General features: G+C 42.1%; 24 protein-coding genes and 4 pseudogenes. 12 read left to right on the top strand and 16 right to left on the bottom strand.

Annotated elements, in window-relative coordinates; all coding sequences use genetic code 11:
* Nucleotides 1-5 precede the first annotated feature (5 nt).
* The 12 genes and pseudogenes from BacF7301_RS09075 to BacF7301_RS09015 all read right to left on the bottom strand — a co-directional run bounded on the left by BacF7301_RS09075 (nt 6) and on the right by BacF7301_RS09015 (nt 7824).
* The gene (locus BacF7301_RS09075; protein ID WP_044299369.1) at nt 6-635 is read right to left on the bottom strand and encodes a DUF4141 domain-containing protein; all 630 of its coding nucleotides are present in this window, start codon (nt 633-635) and stop codon (nt 6-8) included.
* A gap of 4 nt (nt 636-639) precedes the next feature.
* On the bottom strand, nt 640-915 hold the full coding sequence (locus tag BacF7301_RS09070; protein WP_004313115.1) for a hypothetical protein: 276 nt from the start codon (nt 913-915) through the stop codon (nt 640-642).
* Entirely contained in the window at nt 916-1047 is a 132-nt protein-coding gene (locus BacF7301_RS26035) for a hypothetical protein (RefSeq protein WP_008020351.1), read from the bottom strand.
* Nucleotides 1048-1069: 22 nt separating this feature from the next.
* A pseudogene (locus tag BacF7301_RS09060) lies at nt 1070-3574 on the bottom strand (TraG family conjugative transposon ATPase).
* Nucleotides 3575-3577: 3 nt separating this feature from the next.
* Nucleotides 3578-3898: pseudogene (locus tag BacF7301_RS09050) on the bottom strand (DUF4133 domain-containing protein).
* 23 nt (nt 3899-3921) lie between these two features.
* Nucleotides 3922-4221, bottom strand: a complete 300-nt coding sequence (locus tag BacF7301_RS09045; RefSeq protein WP_044299371.1) for a DUF4134 domain-containing protein — start codon at nt 4219-4221, stop codon at nt 3922-3924.
* A 262-nt stretch (nt 4222-4483) separates the two neighbouring features.
* Nucleotides 4484-4912: a hypothetical protein gene (locus BacF7301_RS09040; protein WP_004315588.1), complete on the bottom strand. Its 429-nt coding sequence runs from the start codon at nt 4910-4912 to the stop codon at nt 4484-4486.
* Nucleotides 4913-4933: 21 nt separating this feature from the next.
* On the bottom strand, nt 4934-5260 hold the full coding sequence (locus BacF7301_RS09035; RefSeq protein ID WP_004315589.1) for a hypothetical protein: 327 nt from the start codon (nt 5258-5260) through the stop codon (nt 4934-4936).
* A 456-nt stretch (nt 5261-5716) separates the two neighbouring features.
* The gene (locus tag BacF7301_RS09030) at nt 5717-6655 is read right to left on the bottom strand and encodes a hypothetical protein (protein ID WP_167962094.1); all 939 of its coding nucleotides are present in this window, start codon (nt 6653-6655) and stop codon (nt 5717-5719) included.
* A 3-nt stretch (nt 6656-6658) separates the two neighbouring features.
* A complete protein-coding gene (locus BacF7301_RS09025) occupies nt 6659-7153 on the bottom strand; it encodes a DUF3408 domain-containing protein (protein ID WP_044299373.1) in 495 nt (164 codons plus the stop codon).
* A gap of 2 nt (nt 7154-7155) precedes the next feature.
* Nucleotides 7156-7566 (bottom strand): P-loop NTPase family protein, encoded by a 411-nt coding sequence (locus tag BacF7301_RS09020; RefSeq protein WP_167962092.1) that lies wholly within the window; start codon nt 7564-7566, stop codon nt 7156-7158.
* 63 nt (nt 7567-7629) lie between these two features.
* Nucleotides 7630-7824 carry a conjugal transfer protein TraA gene (locus BacF7301_RS09015; protein WP_167962090.1) on the bottom strand — a complete coding sequence of 65 codons (195 nt, stop codon included), beginning with the start codon at nt 7822-7824 and terminating at the stop codon, nt 7630-7632.
* A 597-nt stretch (nt 7825-8421) separates the two neighbouring features.
* Here BacF7301_RS09015 and BacF7301_RS09005 point away from each other — a divergent pair.
* The 5 genes and pseudogenes from BacF7301_RS09005 (at nt 8422) to BacF7301_RS08985 (ending at nt 12746) form a co-directional block, all read left to right on the top strand.
* Nucleotides 8422-8634, top strand: coding sequence for a hypothetical protein (locus BacF7301_RS09005; protein ID WP_010802154.1), 213 nt, complete (start codon nt 8422-8424; stop codon nt 8632-8634).
* Nucleotides 8635-8722: 88 nt separating this feature from the next.
* A pseudogene (mobA, locus tag BacF7301_RS25915) lies at nt 8723-9157 on the top strand (conjugal transfer protein MobA).
* 136 nt (nt 9158-9293) lie between these two features.
* Entirely contained in the window at nt 9294-10490 is a 1197-nt protein-coding gene (mobB, locus tag BacF7301_RS08995) for a conjugal transfer protein MobB (RefSeq protein WP_087425249.1), read from the top strand.
* Between the two features lie 41 nt (nt 10491-10531).
* Nucleotides 10532-12553: pseudogene (gene mobC, locus BacF7301_RS08990) on the top strand (conjugal transfer protein MobC).
* Nucleotides 12554-12584: 31 nt separating this feature from the next.
* The gene (locus BacF7301_RS08985) at nt 12585-12746 is read left to right on the top strand and encodes a hypothetical protein (protein WP_153880866.1); all 162 of its coding nucleotides are present in this window, start codon (nt 12585-12587) and stop codon (nt 12744-12746) included.
* 27 nt (nt 12747-12773) lie between these two features.
* Here BacF7301_RS08985 and BacF7301_RS08980 read toward each other — a convergent pair whose 3' ends face one another.
* The 4 genes from BacF7301_RS08980 to BacF7301_RS08965 form a co-directional block, all read right to left on the bottom strand.
* Complete coding sequence (locus BacF7301_RS08980) at nt 12774-13103, bottom strand: hypothetical protein (protein WP_087425247.1); 330 nt, start codon at nt 13101-13103, stop codon at nt 12774-12776.
* Nucleotides 13104-13680: 577 nt separating this feature from the next.
* Nucleotides 13681-14481: an ImmA/IrrE family metallo-endopeptidase gene (locus BacF7301_RS08975; RefSeq protein ID WP_167962084.1), complete on the bottom strand. Its 801-nt coding sequence runs from the start codon at nt 14479-14481 to the stop codon at nt 13681-13683.
* Nucleotides 14453-14863, bottom strand: a complete 411-nt coding sequence (locus BacF7301_RS08970; protein WP_087425245.1) for a hypothetical protein — start codon at nt 14861-14863, stop codon at nt 14453-14455. Before BacF7301_RS08970 ends, BacF7301_RS08975 begins: the two co-directional genes overlap by 29 nt.
* Nucleotides 14860-15378 (bottom strand): sigma-70 RNA polymerase sigma factor region 4 domain-containing protein, encoded by a 519-nt coding sequence (locus BacF7301_RS08965; RefSeq protein WP_087425244.1) that lies wholly within the window; start codon nt 15376-15378, stop codon nt 14860-14862. Before BacF7301_RS08965 ends, BacF7301_RS08970 begins: the two co-directional genes overlap by 4 nt.
* A gap of 205 nt (nt 15379-15583) precedes the next feature.
* On the opposite strand from BacF7301_RS08965, the gene BacF7301_RS08960 reads away from it, so the two are divergent.
* The 7 genes from BacF7301_RS08960 (at nt 15584) to BacF7301_RS08930 (ending at nt 21498) form a co-directional block, all read left to right on the top strand.
* Nucleotides 15584-16705, top strand: a complete 1122-nt coding sequence (locus tag BacF7301_RS08960) for an SAVED domain-containing protein (RefSeq protein ID WP_087425243.1) — start codon at nt 15584-15586, stop codon at nt 16703-16705.
* Between the two features lie 6 nt (nt 16706-16711).
* Nucleotides 16712-17938, top strand: coding sequence for a nucleotidyltransferase domain-containing protein (locus BacF7301_RS08955; RefSeq protein WP_167962082.1), 1227 nt, complete (start codon nt 16712-16714; stop codon nt 17936-17938).
* Nucleotides 17931-18338 (top strand): type II CBASS E2 protein, encoded by a 408-nt coding sequence (locus BacF7301_RS08950; protein ID WP_227414082.1) that lies wholly within the window; start codon nt 17931-17933, stop codon nt 18336-18338. Before BacF7301_RS08955 ends, BacF7301_RS08950 begins: the two co-directional genes overlap by 8 nt.
* Nucleotides 18339-18363: 25 nt before the next feature.
* The gene (locus BacF7301_RS08945) at nt 18364-19077 is read left to right on the top strand and encodes a hypothetical protein (protein WP_087425240.1); all 714 of its coding nucleotides are present in this window, start codon (nt 18364-18366) and stop codon (nt 19075-19077) included.
* Nucleotides 19074-19358, top strand: a complete 285-nt coding sequence (locus BacF7301_RS08940) for a hypothetical protein (RefSeq protein ID WP_087425239.1) — start codon at nt 19074-19076, stop codon at nt 19356-19358. The genes BacF7301_RS08945 and BacF7301_RS08940 overlap by 4 nt, the downstream gene beginning before the upstream one ends.
* A gap of 93 nt (nt 19359-19451) precedes the next feature.
* Complete coding sequence (locus BacF7301_RS08935) at nt 19452-19589, top strand: hypothetical protein (protein ID WP_167962080.1); 138 nt, start codon at nt 19452-19454, stop codon at nt 19587-19589.
* Nucleotides 19590-20208: 619 nt separating this feature from the next.
* Entirely contained in the window at nt 20209-21498 is a 1290-nt protein-coding gene (locus BacF7301_RS08930) for a DUF3945 domain-containing protein (protein WP_087425238.1), read from the top strand.
* The last annotated feature ends 67 nt before the right edge of the window (nt 21499-21565 follow it).

Below are 21565 nucleotides of genomic sequence, written 5' to 3'. Positions count from 1 at the left end.
AATGATTACCAGTAACGCTGGTCGTGTGTCCCGTACAGGGCAAGCACCCGCTGGGAATCCCCCTTTTTCTTGCTTCGCAGGTACGATATGCCGATGTTCTTTCGGGTATAGTACCATGTCAGGTTCTTGTATTCCAGCACTTCGCCGTATATCCGGTTGATGATGTCCAGTCGTTCCTTGTCGGTCATCGAGAGTCCGGTAGCCGTAGTCACTTCCTTCAAGTCCAGCAGCAGGTTACTGCTTTCTTCAAGTAGCCGGTTATACCCGAAAGCAATGGCCGAGAGTTCTTCCACGGTGAAGTTCGGGTCGCCCATCATCGTATTGAAATTGGTCACGTAAATATCGCTGATGTCACCTACCAGAAGGATAGTCTGTTGAACTTTCCGGGCGCCTTTTACAAGGTCATGCACCGATTTCAGCGCATCATAATAACGCTTTCCCTGCTCATAAATCTTTACCGTTTCCTTGAAATTATTAATCATATTTTCAGCGGTGGAGGAGGTTTCTATGATTTCGTTGGCAGAATTTACGATACTTTGCGCAAAGTTGCTGGGGTCGAAAACTGCCCATTGTGCCTTGACTGTCACTGAAAGGGAAAGCATTGCCATGAATAGAATTAGTAGTCTCTTTTTCATGCGTCTATCTCCTTTCTTTAGTAAGTAAATACCGGCTGTCGTCATCACGGGCAAACAGCCCGTAACAGCCGAACAGCAATACCTCGCTTCCGCTGAAATACCCGATACATCCCGCATCCTTGTTCCCGTGCAGGAAAAGGTCGTCCCCTTTCCGAAGCGGGATATTGATTTCGGTATAACTCATTTCTCCGGCGAACAGCGTGGCCTTGTATCCCTTGAATCCGTCCGTCACATGGTTGGATTTACGGATTGTCAGCGTGGAGCCGCCTTCCTTGTTCATTCAGTGACCGCAGATGCGGTCGTGTTCCAGTTCCTTCTTCATTTCCCCGATCAGGTTCAGCAGATCCAGATTGGTCAGGGTCGCATCTCCGAGTGCTTCCCTGCATTGGCTTAATAAATCTTTCTTACTCATTGTTATCTATGGATTAAAATGGTTACTTGTTTTCCTGCCGCTTGCTTTCGGCAAGTTGTTTGATAGCTAACTCGATGTTTCCGCCCAGCTTTTCCGTAAGGCGGGTAAGTTCCAGTTTCTCAGTTTCTTCGGTGGTGTAGCACAAATATTCCTCGCCCGAAACTTCTGTCGCATATACCGCGCTCTGCGTGCCGCCAAGCCCTATCCAGACCTCTTTATAAAGGCGGTTCGCCGCATTGGCAAGATTGATAGAAAGTATCTGGCTACGTTCCTTGTCCGTCAGGCCGAGTAAATTCTGTATCTGGTCGAATTTGTTCTGATACTTCCGCTGATCAAGCAATATTTTGCAATCGCTGTTGTTGATAATCGTCTCTTTCACAACGGGGGAAGAGATAATATCATCGACCTCTTGTGTAACTACAACCGCCTCTCCGTAAAACTTTCTAACCGTTTTAAAGAGATACTTTATGTAGGATGCCATACCTTCCTTGGCGATTGCCTTTCATGCTTCCTCAATCAGTATCATCTTGCGGATACCCTGCAAACGGCGCATCTTGTTGATGAACGTCTCCATGATGATAATCGTGACGACCGGAAAGAGGATGGGATTATCTTTCACAACATCCAGTTCGAATACAATAAACCGTTTGTTCAGCAAATCCAGTTCCTTGTCCGAGTTCAGCAGATACCCGTATTCACCGTTCTTATAATAAGGTTCCAGCACATTCAGAAAACCGTCCACATCAAAGTCCTTCTCCCGCACGTTCTTGTCTGCCAACACTTTGCGGTAGTCTTTCCTGACAAAGTCATAGAACGAGTTGAAGTTCGGCTTTATCTTCCGGTTCTTCTTTATCTTCTCGATATACAGGCTGACTGCGTTCGAGAGCGCCACCTCTTCCGAACGTCGGGGCGGTTCATCCTCCCTTTTCCAAAGGGTGAGTATCAGTGTCTTGATACTGTCCCGCTTCTCGATGTCATACTGGTAATCCTCGGTGAAAAACGGATTGAAAGAAATCGGATCATTTTCCTTGTATGTAAAATAAATCCCGTCATCCCCTCCGGTCTTCTGGTGTATCAGGTCACAGAGTCCCTTGTATGAATTTCCGGTGTCCACCAGCAGGATATGCGTACCTTGTTCCCAATACTGTCTCACAAGGTGGTTGGTAAAGAAACTTTTTCCGCTGCCTGACGGGCCAAGTATGAACTTGTTTCTGTTGGTCACCACCCCTTTTTTCATGGGTAAATCCGATATGTCGAGGAAGACGGGCTTTCCCGTCAGCCTGTCCACCATGCGGATGCCGAAGGGAGAGAGCGAGTTCCGGTAACAGGTTTCAGCCGTGAAGAAACAGAGCGCCTGCCCGGTAAACGTGTAGAACGTCTCTTCGGCCGGAAAGTCCGCTTCATTTCCCGGTATGCCTGCCCAATAGAGAGCCGGAAGGTCGGTCGTGTTATGGTGCGGGGTACATTCCATCAATGCCAGTGCGCTTCCCACATCGTTCTTCACCCTGCGGAGTTCGTCCCCGTTTTCCGCCCATGCGATGATGTTGCAATGGCAGCGCACCGACTGCAATCCATTGGTATGCGCTTCATTCAGGTATTCGTCCAGCCACTCCTTATTGATCTGGTTGCTGCGGCTGTACCGGGAAAGCGACTGCATGTTCTTTGCCGCCTTCTCGAAACGGGAAAGGTTTTCGTTGCTGTCATCTATGAATATCCACTGGTTGTAGATATGGTCGCAGGGCAGCATCACGCCTACGGGTGCGGCATAACTCAGGCGGCAGTCCGAGCGGTCTGTCGAGAGGCGTTCGTACCGCTCGTCCGTCTTAACTTTACCCGGAAGGTCATCGAGGTCGGAAAGTGTATGCAGGCAGAGCCGCTTGTCACCGATACGCATTTCGTCCGGATTCAATTGCATGTCCTGCAACATGGTCGTTCCGTCTGCCGAGAGCGTAAGGTACCGTTCGATAATACCCGGTTCGTTTTCCGTTCCCGTAATCTCTTCCGTAGTCAGCCGTTCCAGCCTGATAAGTCCGCTGTCGTTAACGATACTTTCAAACTGTCCCACCGCTTCCATGAAACGCTCCACCGTTTCCTTGTCCCTTATCTCCTTCGGAACCAGAAAACCACGGCAGAGCGTATTCCAGTTGCTTTGTTGCCGGGAACGCTCTTTGGTGGTCTTGGTGAGGAACAGGTAGCAGGTGTGGTGCAGGTAGGGACGTTCGTTGAAGTGGCGTTCAAAACTGCGGGAGAGAAAGCTGAGTTCGTCCCGGCGGATGTTCGGCTCGTATTTCTCCGTGATGAAAATATCCTGTTTGTGCAGGATTGAATAGTTCGGCAACACCTTGATTGCCTTCGCTCATGTGGCGTGCATCGCCTCATATTCTGCGGATGATACCGAAAACACTTCCGGCAGTGTGACCCGGAAAGCGACCGTGATGTCGGCGTCCTTGCTGACGATGCAACCGTGTTCCACCGCCATGATGGGAAACTTGCTTTCCAGTGTGGATGCTTTTAATATACTTCTCATAATTTACGATTGTTGTTTGTTGATCAGACGTGTGATACGTTTTCGTGAGAGGATTCTCCGGGGATGCTGCCGGGCCGCGAACAGCTTCATCAGCCCGTGGCTGCCGTATTTGCGGTTCAGCGTAAAGGTCAGCCATACCAGTATCGTAGCCGCCGATACTCCGAAACCGATGCAGATTCACTGTCCGACGCCCGCCATATACATGATGACGAACATCACGAATACGGCAAGCAGGCCGGCGGCGAAAATAAACAGGTATTGTGCCCGGAGTCCCTTGAACTCAACTTCACGACCCACCCCTTTATTTATTTCAAAATCAGCCATAAGTTATTGTCTTTTTTATGTTTTTAGAGGAAGAACGACCTCAGAATGGTGGCGGCGACTATCAGAAAGATACAGGCTCCGAACCACGAACTGGCAGTTTTACTCGTGTCGGGGTCGCCCGAACTGAACTTCTGATATACCTTGACTCCACCGACGAGGCCGATTACAGCACCGATTGCATAAATCAGTTTTGTGCCGGGATCGAAATATCCGGTCACGAGTTGTGTCGCTTCGGTGATACCTGCCTGCCCGTTTCCTTGCGCCATTGCCGCACTTGCCGCCGCAACAGCGGCCAGCATCATAATCAATCTTTTCTTTTTCATTTGTTTCCGTGATTTTTTAGGTGATTAAAAAAGCCACGGACTGCCCCCTTTCACTATCCCCATAGGCAGCCCGCAGCCGCTTATGGTTTATTGATTCAGGGGGTAAGTTCCGGCCGGAAATCAGCCGGAGTCATAATATGCCATTTGCATTGTTACATGATTTGGTGGTGAAACATTCTTGTTAATTCTCTCTTGAAAGCGGGATGCGAATCATCCCGAATCGTAATAGCCGTTTCTCATTGTCTTTACTGTCTTTATCGGTTTATTTCAGATATTCCCCACATTTGAATCCCTTGCGGGGTGTATAGTCTTCAAAGGAAGAGGATTTGAACAGCCACATCCGGTTCGCCCATCGGGCAAGGTCACGCTCGTAACGGGTAGGTGTTCGTTCATTTCCATAATCCCGAAAAGGAATTACAAAGGGAGTGATTCCCAATTCCCTAAGTACGTTCAACCGGAACAAGTCCTGCTCAACAGTCGAATTGAATCCTATCAGTACGTAGCAGGTTATCTTGTAGGGTTTCACGTATTTTACCATCTCTTTCAGGCGTTCCGTCAAATCAAGCTGCGGCAAGTCCCACGCAATATGGATGTTCTGCTTCATCTTCAGCCTGTTCAGATGCCAGGCCTGTTCCTCGTCCATAATCCTCACATCCACACCGTGCAGTTTCACGGGTTGCCCCTTTTTCATCAGATAATCCACTGCCGACCTTCACTGCGGGTTGGCAAAGAAATTATTGTCCAGCACCTCAATCCATTTCCCTTTCGGGTTCAGTTCCACCGGCTCTACGGCCTGAATGTATCCTTCCTTCTCACGGACGAGGCAGAAAGGGCATTTACGGATGCAGCCTCTTGAAAAGAACTGGAGCGAAAAAGGGTATTCGGGGTAAATGGAATAGTCCATCATCCGGCTGTTTTCCACAGCTTCGGGAAGCCTGCCCGGAATATCATATCCGGTTCCGCCCTTTATCACTTCCCTTGCATCCAGTAGCCGGTAATCATAGTCAGGTGTGAAGGTGAACACCTTGCTTGCCAGCACCTTGTCATAACGTCTCGCCGGTTCCGCTCATTCTACTTGACAACCTTTTGCCTTGTTGTAAGCCGAAAGGCGCATCAGTGCAAAATTGGGGAAGTTATGTCCGTCCACATCTACCAGTCCTATATTCATACGGATAAAATTTAATGGTGAATAGTTCTTGTTACCTTACCGGGTGAATGCCATGAACGGCCTGTCATCCCGAATCATAATAGCCTTTTGTCATTGCCGCTGTCGTTTTATGGATAAGTTAATGGAATGATTGTCTCTTTTGGAGTTAATACGTTTCCCGTCATAAGGGGGAAACCGCCGTTTGTCAACTTGAATCGAAATACGTCATAAACATGGATGATACGTTTTGTTGTTGGTTTTCTACCGAATCTCTCTCCTTACAGTGATACGGGTTATCAACCCGTATCAAAATAACCTCTTACCATTGTTACCTCCTTTTTTTATTGGTTAGTCACTGTCCGGAGCAGCCTCATTCAAATGTTCGGCTTCATCCAGAAATTTGCTGATACGGCTGTCGCTGCCATTGATACTTTCCAGTATCGAGCGTTCAATCTGCGTATCCTTGATATGGTGGATCGCCCTTAAAAGGGACAATCGTTTGTCTGTCGGAATATCCTTGCCATTGCAGAGGTCGATAATCAGGTCAATCTCTTCCGGACCGATACCGGCTGCACCGCCCGGATAATCTTCACGGGCACAGTTCAAATCTTCCAGTTCCTCATTCAGTTCGTCCGTATCCACGTCGTCACCGTTTTCAGTCTGTCCCTTATCATCCTCAAGCCTGCCGGAACTGCCGGTCTCAGAAGCCCGCCACTCTTCCACACGCTTGTCCCGGAACAAATCCGGGATGCGCTCAGGCGGCACTTGTACAGCCTTCTGTGGCACTGTTTCCTCGTTTCTGTCAGCAAAAGTAGAGGCATTTTCCTTACCTGCAATAGCCCCGGAACCGGTGGCGTTTATTGGCGCCTGTTGGCGTGTACCATAGCTTTTTGTAACGACAAGGCTGTCCGTTTCAGGCCGTTTTTGGGGCGGTTTTTCCATGTTCTTGCCTTTTGTCTTTTCCTTAACTTCATCCTTTTCTTTGCCCTTCATTTCCACTTTTACAGTTGGGTGGATCCTTTCTTCAGCTTCCGGCACTGCCACTGCCGGAACTTCTTTCTTTTCCGTTTTTCCTTTCGTACGCCTGCGTCCTTTCTTCGGTTCTTCTTTTGTCGGATCGAACCATCCGGCAATGCTCCGCAGACCTTTTGCCATCCGGCGGCGCATCTTCCCGAAACATATCTCGCCGAGTCCGCCCCTGAACAGGAACTTGTCCATGAACAGATAAGCGAACAGCAACCAGAACAGAACTATTCCGGCTTCATAGTAACCTGATTGTATATCCATAACCTAAAATATTTTGTTATAACTCTTTTGGAGATAGGTCTTCACCTCATCCGCATGTTTTTCGAAATGCTCTTTCAATACATTATCTATATAGTTGCCTACCGTCAACTGCCGTTTACCGGCAATCCCTACAATAACGGATATTTTCTGGTGCAGTTCCTTGTCTATATATACCCCCTGTCTGCCTTCGCATTTATAAGGTGTGAGGAACTTACGGATAAAGTCGGCCAATGCGGTGCGAATCGTTTTCGGTGACGGTTTATCCGTAACCAATTCCGAACAGTCGGTATCATCCGTACCGGAAATATCCCTTACTGTTCCATTCACATTGTTATCCGCTTTTCCTTTTTCATCGGATAAAGCGGTTGCTCTATTTCCGCCGCTCTCTCCGGTAATGGAAGGGGCCGGAGATGAAGGAGGCTCCGAAGGCCCCCCTGCCATCAGACTACGCAGATACGCTTCGTCCACCGGATTCTGTCCGTTTGTTTTCTTTGCCATGACTATTCGTTTTTAAGTATTCCCATGACTTCATCCATGAATATATCAAAGCCGCACTCTCTGGTGAAGGCCGCATCGGGAGCGAACAGCGTACTTCGGTAAACGGGGCCGCCCGTGGAGGACAAGTCTTTAGTGAAGTTACTGCGCACGGGAATACGTGTTTGGAGGCAGTCCAGCCCTAACAGGGAGAACCCCTGCTGGTAGATGTTATACAATGTCGTGCGTTCTCTTCGATCCACCATGTTCCAGAACAGACACAGCCTTTTCAGAGAAGACAAGCCGGTCTTTATCAGGCGGTCATTAATGGTAGTAGCAAAGTTCAGTGTGCTTTCCAGCACGAGACGGTCTGCCTTTATCGGTACGAACAGATAATCGAGCGCACTGATTGCGGCGATAACCCCGTCGCTACCCATAGTTCCGGGCAGATCGAACAGCACCACGTCATAATGCGTATCCGTTTTGTCTTCAAATGCCCTTCAGTCCGCCATGCAGTCTGCCGGGTTACTGCCGATAACCGGATAAGCCCTCTTGTTCAGCCGTTCCGACTGTTCAACAAGCAGACTCTGATAAACGGGAACAGTCTTTACCACTTCCATATCCCGTTTTTTCTGTTTGATGATTGAGTGCTGCGGATAGTCACAATCTACCACAGCTACATTCAGTCCTTTCACATAATGCAGTCACGATGCCGCATAAATGGTGAATGTTGATTTACCCACGCCACCTTTCTGGGTAGCGAACGAAACGAATAATGTTTTCTTTCTCTTTTCCATTGTTACCTAATTTAAGTGAATAATTTGATTTATTGATAGTTTAGCGGATAGACGCCTATCCACTTATCCGTTCATTCATTTCATTATCTGTTTAGCTTTATAGCTATATAGCTACTTAGCTATGAAGCTATTTGTCTATTTAGCTACATACTTACATAGCTATCCAATTATATAGCTATTTATCTATTCAGCTATGTAGCCACATAGCTATCCGGTTGTTTATCTAAGTATTTAGCTAATAGTCTATTTGCCTGTCCATTTATCCGAATATCCACTTGCTTGTCTATACATCTTTATATATCTATAGACATATAAGCGGATAGATAACCTTATGAACGCTTATCTGAAAACTTATTTAATCAAATGGCTATCCAGACAAAAAGCTATTCGGATAGAAAACCGTCCGCATAGTTATCTTGATAACCATCTTTTTATCTATCCGGATAAGTGGCTAAATAACTATCCGGCTACAAATAAACCTCAAAAAGAGCAGTCATGAAGTACCCCCGGTTCCAAAGTCATTCATTGGCGGGTGTTGGCGTGATACGCCATGATGCACGGACAGAAAAAACTATCTACCTTTGTCGCCGGGAGAGCGCAGCCCGTTCTCGAAAAGAGAACGTAAAACAAACCCTTCAGACCTTTAATCCGGCCCAGCCGGATTTTAATATGCGTCAGCATATAGCGAGGTGTACTTTCAGCGGTTGAAAATATTTCCACCCGCTGAAAGTCTCGCCCGAAAGGTGTTTCGGGGGCAAAGGTTCTCCCAAGTCGAACCTTTTAAAATTTTCATGTTATGAAAGATGAAACAAGAATCCGTAACGCCGCAGGGCGTAAGGTGCTGGCGGACCCGCGCACGCACCGCTATTATCTTTGTCTCAACGACGGAGAGAACGAAAAGTTTATCTCCATGTTCGAGCAGTCCGGCATGAAGAACAAGGCCGAATTTATCTTCGCCCGTATCTTCGGTTGAGACTTCAAGGTCGTAAAGATTGACAAGGAAGCGCAGGAGTATTACGCCCAATTAACCGCTTTCTATCAGCAGTTCCGAAGAATTGGAAACAACTACAACCAATGCGTAAAGACCATCCATACCATTTACGGAGAGAAGAAATCACTTGCGTTTCTCTACAAACTTGCCGAAGAAACCCGTAAACTGGAAGAAGTATGCAAGCAGGTTATCGAACTTACGAAGCGGTACGAAAAGGAGTATCTTACTAAAAAGGAATAATGTCATGGTGCCGAATGTTACATCAGGCAGTTCATTTTACGGAGTGATAGCCTATAATAAAATAAAGGTGGACGACGGTACGGCAAAGGTATTGTGACACCCCAGAATTGCAGCGGACACTTCAGGCAATGTTCCGATAGAAAACTGTGTACAGGCTTTCGAGCCTTACGTTGCACTCAATTCGCACGTAAGTAAGCCGGTTATCCACATCTCATTGAATCCTTCCCCGAAAGACATTCTCTCGGAGGAACAGATGACCGTATTAGCGCAGGAGTTCATGGAAAAGTTCGGGTACGGGAACCAGCCTTATATTGTCTGGCTGCACGAAGACATAAACCGCAAGCACATGCACATCGTATCGGTACGCATCAACGAGCAGGGTGAAAAGATAGACCATAACCGGGAAGCTATCCGGGCACAGAACATCTGTCGTGAAATGGAAGTGAAGTACGGGCTTCATCCCACACTCGGAGAACATGGCGAGCGGGAACTGGTAAGTCTGCAAAAGGTGGACTATCCGAAAGGTGATGTGAAAATGCAGGTAAAGCATACCGCCCACACCTTGCTGGAATGTTACAATTTCCATTCGCTTGCCGAATACAACACCCTGCTGAATCTGTACAACGTAACCGCTTACGAGGTAAGGGGAAGTGTGGACGGAAAGGAATACCACGGCATCATGTACGGAGTTTTGGACGATGACGGGCAGCAGGCGGGGACACCTTTCAAGTCCAGTAAGTTTGGCAAAGTATTCGGTTATGAAGCATTGCAAAAGAAGTTTGCCGCATCCATTGAAAAAGTAAAGAGAGACAATCTCGCCGAAAGGACACGCAAGGAAGTCGTCAAAGCCATGCAGGGCATAAGCACGAAGGAGGACTTTGCACGCAGGCTGAAAGAGGCGGATATAGAAGTCATTTACCGTATCAATCCCGATGGACGTCTTTACGGCATTACCTTTATAGACCATGCGGGCCGGACGGTATTTAACGGTTCACGTCTGGGCAAGCCCTTTACGGCCAATGTGTTCAACGAACTGTTCAACAACCCGGATGCAGACCGGAAAAGGTTGATACCGGTGCCGGAGCAGGAAGCGTCCCGGCAGGAAAGGGACACGAAAGCGGAAGAAAAGCAGGAAGGGGCAGAATACCGGCAGCCGGAAAATCAAAGTCATCATCAGAGTGAATCTTCCGGCAGCTTGATTGATACATCTGCACTCGGTGCCGTTGACATTTTCTCCGTGCTTATGGAAGACGACCATACGCACGAGTACATTGATCCGGCCTTCCGCTATGGGCGCAAGAAAAAGAAGAAGCGCAGGCGCGCTATAATATAATAAGGTATAGAACAAGAAGTTTAATTTTAATAGTTACAATGATGCAGAATGAAGATGATTTAAGAGGTCTTGCCAAAGTCACGGACTTTATGCGGGCCATCAGTTTTTTATTTTTGGCGATACACATTTATTGGTTTTGTTACGGCTGGCTTTACGAGATGGGCTGAACACTCGATATAGTAAATAAGATACTATCCAATTTCCAACGTACCACCGGACTGTTTTCATCCTTGCTTTACACAAAGCTGTTTTGTGTCCTTTTCCTCGGTCTGTCCTGCATGGGCAACAAAGGAGTGAAGAAACATGAAATCACATGAAGGCGGATTATCATTGCGGCCATATCAGGCACCCTGTTGTTTTTCTTCAACTGGTGGCTGCTGTCCGTCAATGCTTCATCCGGTGTCTGTGCCGTACTTTATACCACGACACTGACCGGAGGTTTCTTCTGTCTGCTGGCGTCCGGTTTATGGATAAGTCGTTTGCTCAAAAACAATCTGCTTGAAGACGTTTTCAATACGGAAAACGAGTCTTTTTTGCAAGAGACAAAATTAATGGAAAATGAATATTCCGTTAACCTGCGCACGAAATTCTGGTTTAAGGGAAAAATGTATAATGGGTTCATTAATTTAGTAAATATTTTTCGTGCGACAATGATACTTGGAACTCCCGGTAGCGGGAAATCCTATGCGATTGTCAATCAGTTCATTAAACAGACTATCGAGAAAGCCTATGCACTTTACATATATGACTTCAAGTTTGATGATTTATCCATTATCGCCTATAACCATCTGATCAAGTATCGGCACCGTTACAAGGTTCCGCCTAAATTTTATGTAATAAATTTCGATAATCCAAGAAAAAGCCACCGTTGTAACCCGTTGGCACCGGAACTGATGACGGATATTTCCGATGCTTACGAATCGAGTTACACAATCATGCTTAATCTCAATAAAAGCTGGGTGCAGAAGCAGGGAGACTTCTTTGTGGAATCTCCAATCGTCCTGTTCACTGCCATTATATGGTTTTTGAAATTGTATGAAAACGGCAAGTATTGCACGTTCCCACATGCCATTGAATTGCTTAATAAAAGGTATGAAGACGTATTCACCATTCTAACAAGCTATCCTGATTTGGAGAATTATTTGAGTCCGTTCGTTGACGCATGGAAAGGGGGAGCTGCCGAACAGCTGATGGGCCAGATTGCATCTGCCAAAATCCCGTTGTCCAGGCTGATAAGTCCCCAACTCTACTGGGTCATGTCCGGCAGTGACTTTACGCTGGATATTAACAATCCGAAGGAACCGAAAGTGTTATGTGTGGGCAACAATCCCGATAGAATTTCCATCTATGGGGCAGCGTTGGGACTCTATAATTCGAGAATCGTTAAACTGATAAATAAGAAGAAACAGCTTAAAAGCTGTGTGATTATCGACGAGTTACCCACAATTTTCTTTAAAGGTTTGGATAATCTGATTGCTACGGCACGAAGTAATAAAGTGGCGGTTGTGTTAGGCTTTCAGGACTTCAGCCAGTTAAAGCGCGATTACGGAGACAAGGAGGCCGCCGTAATCATGTCAACTGTTGGTAATGTTTTCAGCGGTCAAGTGGTAGGTGAAACCGCCAAAACATTGTCGGAAAGGTTCGGGAAAATTCTTCAAAAACGGGAATCCATGAGCATCAACCGTAACGATACGTCCACTTCGATCAGCACCCAACTGGACAGCCTGATACCTGCCAGCAAAATCAGCACACTTTCGCAAGGAATGTTTGTCGGTGCAGTAGCAGATAATTTCGGTGAGACAATAGAGCAGAAAATTTTCCATGCGCAGATAGTAGTGGATAATGAAGCGGTACAGAAGGAGACGGCGGCTTATCAGCCCATTCCTGAAATCAGCAGCTTTCTGGACGAGAACGGCAATGATACAATGGAAGAGCAGATACGAGCAAATTACCGACAAATCAAGCAGGATATTGTGGAACTTGTGGAGAATGAATTGATACGCATTGAGAATGACCCGGAACTCAAACATCTGTTAGGCGGTAATGAAGGAGAGCAGTCTTAATCCTGAACGGAGTTCTAACAAGTTGTTTCCTATGGCACATTACATCAATCCCAGAAGCTATGCAGGCTTCACTTCCACAGATTGCCGTAAAGAGCCGTTTTCAGAAAAGGATAAAAGCATGGTAGCCAAATTCGACCTTGCCTACCATGCTCTTATCATATCATTAGTGGTCGTAACTACTTTTTGTGTTTAAAAGGTACTTGTTACATATATTTGTTTTTTATCCTAATAACGGTTCAGCAGTCATCCAATTAATATATTTTCCATTGGAGCTGTATTGAAACGAACATCTCCACATAGTTCTTTTCAGCTCATCTGCAAATTCTATATCTGATTTTCTTGGAGAGTAATGTTCCGAATGGTTATCGAACCTTCTTCTCCATGCAGTTGTACTAAACATTGTTCCGTCTTCTTTTTGAAAGACACATATAAGGTTTGTCTTTTTGCCCCACATCTTTTCAATAAGTATAACATCAAACGTACCTTCTTCTTCAATGAAAGGAGGAATTTCTATTTTCCCGTTAGGATAATTTATCGCATCAAATTTCATAGCTTATATATTAATGAATTAATTCACAAAGTTACATATATAACATAAGTTATAGCAACAGAACTGATTTATATTTGCACTTAACATTGTTCATAATAAATTAACAACAATACAAAATGAATAAATCACAACTTAAAAAATGGCTGGTTGCACAAAAAAACACCACTCATCCAATATTCAAATCCAGATAGTACGGATTATGTAAAATTCTAAATTATATAAAGTTTAGGCTACTAATTTGTGCCAGCTGATATCTATACAAGAGCCGGTTTAAAACAAAAACAGGAAACAATAGAAGATACCTACATTGACGTTATTAGTAAGGAATCTCCAATATGGATTGAAAACAACAATCTATTAGATTGGTTGAAAGTCTTTAAATAAATATCAGAATAATATATAACTAATAATTCAAAATATGAGTAAAATCGACTAACGAATTAATTACAAATATTAAAGACATTGGACACTTGTAACTGAGATCGGTTTATATATATTTTGGAATACAGGCATGAGAAATTACCAATTTCTTAAAAACAAAAATGGCAATTCATACCTTTGAGTCATGATTTATAAATTAGTCTTCCCAAATAATACTCAAAACTGTTTGATGAGTTTTTGTCGGAATGCAATATTCATAAAAATCAGTATCTTCATCATACGATTTTAAATCAAACCATGTTGATTTACTTATCCGTTGAGCTTTTTCTTCGAATTTATATATAAATTGATAATCTTGCTGTAAGTATTCCATTGCAACAGAATCACTTGGTGGAGGGAGCCTAGTACATTCTTTTACAAAAACGTGTAAATCTTTCGATTTTTTCCAATATTTGACCCGTCCTTTCTCTGTTAGAATAAGGCAAATTGGGTGTAAATTCATCTCCATATATTTAAAAGCAGTAGCTGTTAAACTGGAATTGAACTTTTCAGAAAGTTGTTTTATTAATAATGGAGAAAATTTACCTTTAGCATCTTCCTTAAAGAGTTTAGTTGGCATTAATAATTCACTCGCAAATAAATTAGCTTCTAATTCTTGTTGTCCACCTTTTAGATGTGCTTCAACATTTTTAAATAGATTAAAATTAGAGAACACATCGTTAGAAAGAGTCATATTCTGATGCATGATGGAATGTCCTATCTCATGAGCAGCAACAAATCTCTTTCTTTGCTCAAATTTAATTTGAGAATCAACTTTCACAATCGTTTTTTTGTTCCCAAAAATAATTTTGCCATCACAGTTACCAAGAGGCTCCTCCATATAAATAAGGTCTATCCCAGATACAAAATCAGATATTGGGATATCTATAATATCATCTAATCCTAATTTATCTAACAAATTCCGAGCTTCATATTGTGGATTGTTCTTCTGCGCCATCTTTTTCTATTTGTTCTATAATGTCAATTAGATTTTTATCTTTAATAATTGCCTGAATATCTTCTTTTGAGAGTTTTTCAAAATTATGATATAGTGCTAATGATTGATTTTCAGACATCAATTGCTTAAGATAGGCAATTGGTTTTGCAGTGTTTTTTTGAATTGCATCTTCAAAATAATTTATAACCCTCTCGATCAATGCGTCATTTGCTTGTTTTTTTGCTTTTGCATTAATCATAAAAAGAAGTTTATTTCTCTTTTTTTTGTAGGCCTCAATATCATTAATGTCTTCTTGTAAGATTTCATTAATTGTATCTTTGTCTGCTTCTAAATAAAATTCAAGTAAAGCATCTTCTATTTTTTGATTTACAGTTGTATTCATATGAGTTGTCTTACTTTTGGTTGAACTTTCAATAACCGTCTTTTTAGCCGTTTCGTAATATTTAAAATCTCTTTTACTTCAACTCCGAGGTCTTCAGAAATAGCAGTTGGTTTACAAATACCATCCACCCAATATGTAAACAAAATAATTTCATCATCATCTGCTCCCTCTTGTTTTAATACTTTGGTGATTTCTTGAATTTCTTCATCTACACTTTCATTTTTTTCTGAAAGGTTATCTGGAATGTCTTGATGAAATATCTGTTTGGATGAATAGAAATTACTAATCTCACTTTTCAAACAACCGAATAAGAATTCAACAAAACTACATTTGGTTTCATCCCAATTTCGTTTACTTTCAAGCGACTTACACAAAATATCTTGCACAAAATCGAAAGGTTCTTTCCCTTGCAAGTTTTTGATGTCTAACAACTTGATTTTTTCTTTTGCATATAGGATCATCCTATTTATAATATCTTCCATATCATGGGATAATATAGCCTCTTCAACAGTCATTAATTTATATTTTCTAATTTGATATGCTATTTAAAATAAAAAAATTGCCATTTGTTGGCAAAATTAATCAAAAATGTAGCATATGTTACTATAAGAGAGGAAGTATGTCGAAGATATTTGAATTTTAACATTTGATATTATAAGAAAGCTTCACTCGCCAGTATATTGTCTTTTAATAATATATATAAATAAAAATAGATACAGAATGAGTGTAACAAGTATTTCTTCAAAGAATAAAAATCTTCTTTGGGCGGTATCTGCGGGAAGATGTGAATATATAGGATGTAACAAGGTTTTGCATACGGATATTCTGACTAACAAAAAGTGTAATAGTGCCTATATCGCCCATATCGTTGGTGATGAACCCACCGGGCCACGAGGCGATATAAAACGTTCTAAGTTATTAGCAAATGACATCAACAACTTAATGTTACTTTGTGATACACATCACAGAATGGTAGATGAGGATGAAATTACATATACCGAACCGTGCCTTCTTGAGATGAAGCGGCAACATGAAGAACGTATTAGACGAATAACGGACATAGCTCCAAATATGTCCAGTGAAATAATTTTATATGGAGCGAACATAGGAATTAACAACTCTCCCTTATCTTACCAATCAGCATGTGAAGCATTATTATATGATTATTATCCAGCAAGCGATAATGCTATAGAATTAAGAATGAAGAATGTGCCGTTTACGGATGATACTGACACTTATTGGATGATGGAAGAAGCTAATCTTTATGAACAGTTTAAGCTACAAATAAAGCCACGATTGATGCAAGGAAATGCTGACCATTATTCTGTATTTGCACTCGCACCGCAGCCACTACTTATAAAATTGGGAGTTTTATTGAATGATTTGAATGATGTAAAAGTATATCAAAAACATAGGGAACCTTCTACGTGGAAGTGGCAGTCGGTATCCAATAATATAGAGTATGTTCTACATGAACCTGCTAATAAAACGAAAATTCCCGTACTCGTATTTAGTTTAAGTGCAACAGTGACACATGATAGAATACAAAAAGCTCTTGGAGAAAATACAAGTATATGGGAAATCACAATAAGTGGTACACCCAACAATGATTTCTTAAAAACAGAAACATTATTATCTGAATTTCGTCGTACGGTCAGAAGTGCTTTTGACAAAATCAAATTTCATCATGGTTGTACGGAATTACACATTTTTCCAGCTATGCCAGTATCCGCATCTGTTGAATTGGGTAGAGTGTGGATGCCCAAAGTTGATATGCCTATGGCAATCTATGATGCGAATAAGTTAAAAAACGATTTTTATAAAACAATAACAATAAAATAAACAGATATGCTAACACAAGAAGAAAAAAAACAATTCGGTGAAATTTTAGAAACACTCGGTGAAACATTGGACATCACAGAAACCCAATATAACACCGCAGTTAGTAGTTATGGTGCAGTAGGCGAATGGTTGGCAAAACCCGAATCATCGCTTGCTCCATATAAACCAGTCGTTCGCCCGCAAGGTTCATTCATGCTTGGAACAATGATCAAACCCATTTGTGAAGATGACGATTTGGATATTGACTTAGTGTGTGAACTGACAGGCAAAAATCCACGGTGGACACAATATCATCTCAAACAAGTGGTCGGAAATCGACTTAAAGCAAACGAAACTTACAAAAATATGCTTGACGGGGAAGGGCGAAGATGTTGGACATTGATGTATTCTGATAGTGCCAATTATCATATGGATATACTTCCGAGCCTTGTTTGTAGTGGATATAATATTGTACTTGAAAAAGCCTTTTCGGATACTGTATTGGAGAAAGATTACGAATCATTGGCAATACGTATAACAGATAATAAACAAAACAACTATTATACTGATACGATTGCTGAAAACTGGATGAAAAGCAACCCCTTCGGTTATGGTAGATGGTTTTTCAATGCAGCTAATGTTTTCTCATTACGTAAATCCATAATGTTGGCGGAAGCTGTAAGTCCTGTTCCAAAATATAATAAAGAGAAGTTACCGCTTCAACGGGTTATTCAAATCCTGAAACGACATCGGGATATAATGTTTAACGGGGATGAAGATAAACCTATATCCATTATTATCACAACTTTAGCTTCTAGGGCATACAACAAAGAAACGTCTATCATAGATGCATTGACGAATGTGATTACCAATATGAGGAATTATATTGAGAATCGCTATGATTCAAGCGTAGGCAGAACTATTAAATGGATTCCAAATCCGGTAAATCCCGAAGAAAACTTTGCTGACAAATGGGTAGAACATCCGCAGCGAGAAAAGAACTTTTATAAGTGGCTCGACCAGGTTGAACAAGATATTCAAGCTATAGTTCAACAACGGGGATTGCATAATATTTCTGAATCTATGGGAAAACCATTTGGAGAAAAAATTGTAACGAAAGTTTTTTCAGAATTGGGCAGGAAAAATTTTAATCTTCGGGAAAATGGGGTATTAAAAATGGCAACAGGTACAGGGATTCTTAGTACAGTTGGTAGTGTCACCGCTGCTGCACATAATTTTCATGGTAATGATTAAAAAACAAGAAATTTCACTAATGATACAAGCTCTTAGGCTTCAGTCCTACTTCCCTGATTCTAAATATTCGATCAGGTTAAATACTCTTGTTTGGAAAGGCCAAATACAACCAACCTGCTTAAGCCCCAAATATCTGATTAAAGTTGTTTACCAACGGGAAAAGCATCCTAATGTCTATGTTTTAGACCCAAAGCCTTTGACATTAGCCAAAGGGGAAACGAGACTTAAACATGTGTATAACACAGAAAAGCAACACTTGTGTATATATTATAAAAGGGCAAAAGAATGGGATGAGACCCAATTTATTGCAGATACAATTATTCCTTGGACAAGTGAATGGCTACTTCATTATGAAATTTGGGTTGCTACAGGTATTTGGCATGGTGGTGGAATACATTAAAAGGATAATTTAAACTACAGAAAATATGAATAATAAAATTTTAGTCGTTATTTTTTCTGCGTTATTGTTGGTGTCGTGTGCCTCAATACCTAAAGAAACCGTAACCCTGTCGAAAACTATAGGTTCGGATTTGCAAATTTTGCATGATTCTCATCGTAATATGGTACAACTGTATTATAACGGAATAAAGCTTAACATAAATACTTTCATCGACGATGTGTATGCTCCGTTCATCATTCATCATGTTTTAGAAGTAGAGCTAAATAAGCATAAAAGAGGCGAATCGTCAATATATGGAATTATAGAAAATGCCGGAAAAAAAGGTGGTAAAGATGAGACTGAAGAAGCCTTGAATGTTATGTTGGAATTTCAAGAGGCAGCAAATCAGCAAATAAATGCGAAAAAAGCTGAGTTACTTTCTCCGATACTACAGCAAGAAAGAGAAATATTGAGTGCAATAGACCAATCCTATCAAAACACGATATACGCCAATACAACTCTCACTGCTTACCTTGTATCGGTTCGCAAGGTCAAAGAAAGCCAAAACGAAGCGCTTTCCTTTGTCGGGCTTAATGGTTTGGATACTACAGTTACCAATCAATTGGTCGAGTTATCGGGTTTTATAGATATGATTCTTGAAAAGGGGGAAAAGATCAACATTAAAAGCGACGAAGCTCAACAGCAAATCGAAGATATAGTAAATAAAATCAAAGAATTAACTAATAAAACAATAAAATGAAAACAAACAGATTTTCAGAATCATTTGCCAATGCAGATGCAGTATTTAACGGTATGTATAGTGCTGAACTAAAACAGTTAAAAGGGTTATCAAAGGAGGAAATTAATGCAATTGTACCCGCATCAAATAGTATGCAAACTTATCAAGCATTAGTTGAAGTTGTAGAGAAAGCCTCCGAAGATAATTTGTCACAAGCCCAACTTATATCGAAAATAAAAAGTTTAGGTACTTCGGCGATTAAATTAGCCAAGAAAATACCTAGCTGGGCTGCATTGTTTTAACATTAAGTATGGTCTAAAACCTGCTATATAAGAAAAAAACAACAGGAATCAATCCACCTGCATTGTTCGGATTGGAAATATAACTTTAAGGTAATGGCTAAAAAAATTACTGGTAAAGCCGCTGCTAGCGACGCTTCAAAAGTATTAAGAGACGGTCGGACAAGTGTTATAGGCAAAACCGCTGCAGGAAGCGCACTTTCTCAAAGAGAAAAAAGTGGAAAGAGAAAATAAACGGTACAAACAAAGAGCGTAGAGAGATTTTTTTGAGCTACGCTCTTTTTAATTTAATATTTGCTGTTAAATTAAACGATTCCATGAAACCATTGTCTATTTATAATCTTTCTTCATGTTAAAATGGGATATAATATAAAGCATTACTGATTAATGATATTAATATATAGTTATTTGTCTACAATTAATGACCATAACTTTCCATTCCATAACAAGGAAGTTTGGACTAAAATCTGATAAATTGAGGAAAATACATAATCGTAAATAAGAACAGTGGAAAGCACCTCTATCACAATTCACATAAGAACTCTATTTCAAATGTTCTAAAAAGACATACCTGAAACAGGAAAGAAAGAGCAGGAAAGAAACAGAAAGAAAAGGGGACAGAAATCTCAGATTTAGCCTCAAAAAAATAGCCAAACAGCACATAAGAGAGTTACGGAGACGGATACTCTCTTTTTTATTATACCACCTTACGCCATCTATCGCCAATTTCCGCCATTCATTTCCACTGGCATTAAAACAACAATAACCTATCAATTAAACCTCTACATTCGCATCACGGACTTAGTTTTCCGGATAGTAGTATAATTATTGTATCACTTAAATTATTGATTTTATGGCTAAGAAAAAGCAAGAACAACAAGAACAGAGTCAGGACGAGCATGTAATGGCCATCCTTGACAAGCGAACCAACAAGACCGCAGTCGTTTCCAAAATGAACGAGCAGGACGGCAGTCTTGAAATCGTGCCACCCGACAAGAAAAACAGCAGCAGCTTCCTTAAACTGGATCGTACCTCACCGCTGGAACTGTTCTTCACCAATTTCAAGAACCAGTACGAAAATCCCACGAGTTTCAGTTTCTTCCTCGTACCTCTTGTCCTTTTGGAAAAGACACTGAATGCCGTAGTCCAGATCCGAAAAGGGGAAGATCCCGGAGTGGAAGGCAAAAAACTGGTGGAGAACAGCGAACTCAACGATGAAGGGCGTATCGCCAAACTCGCCCGCCGGTACAAGTTCGACGAACACCAGCTTCCGTGGAAAGAACTCGCCGCACTGGGAGTTGACAAGCAATTGCTCTTTGACAACCACTGCATGGGTGAGATGCTGAAAGGAAGGATTACCTCGATGGCTTTCCCCATCAGCAAGGAAGTGAACGGTGAAAAGAAGGATATGGGGGAAGCCTGTTTCCTTTGTGTCAAAGGAGAGGACGGCAAGGTACAACTGAAAACTCTAAGCAGACTCGACAAACCGCAGTATGACCTGCCTGCCTATAAAGGAGTATTCACGGACGAGGAAAAGCAGTCGCTTAAAGACACCGGAACTTTGGGTGCAATCAAGGAGATGAAAGATACCCATACGGGAACGGTCTGCAACTGTTATGTATCTTTCCATGAACCGAGCAACCGTATCATTACCATGCCGGTGGATGCCATCAAGATACCCGATTATATCTACGGGAAAAGACTGGATGACAAACAGAAGCAAATCCTCGCGTCAGGCGGACAGCTTCCTATCAACGACATACAGCGCAAAAACGATACACTGCTTTCCGGTGTCGCTTTCGTTGATCCGAGGATAATGGACATCGCATTCAAGCAGTCCGGCGAACAACTCAAAGTCAACGACACTATTATGGGGGCCAAAATCACACCTGAACAGAAGAAGATGCTTCAGAACCATGAAATGGTATTCGTTGAGAATATGCGCTATAAAGGCAGGGTATTTTCCGATGATGTACGTTTCAGCAACAAGAGCAACCAACTGCTAATAGGACGCAACGCCCGTGAATACAAACCTACTGTTGAAGGAAAGAAGAACGACAAGAAAAAGGAAGTAAAACAGCAGGCACCCCGTCATGTGGCATCTGTAAAGGCCCCGTCAAAAAAGAGCCTTTCAGTCATGTAATAAACAGATTATTCATATTTTTGGCAGATATATACCCGGTTTTCTTTCATGGTAACCGGGTATATGT

The organism is Bacteroides faecium, assembly GCF_012113595.1.
Lineage (GTDB): Bacteria > Bacteroidota > Bacteroidia > Bacteroidales > Bacteroidaceae > Bacteroides > Bacteroides faecium.
This window is presented reverse-complemented; position numbering and strand designations above follow the sequence as displayed.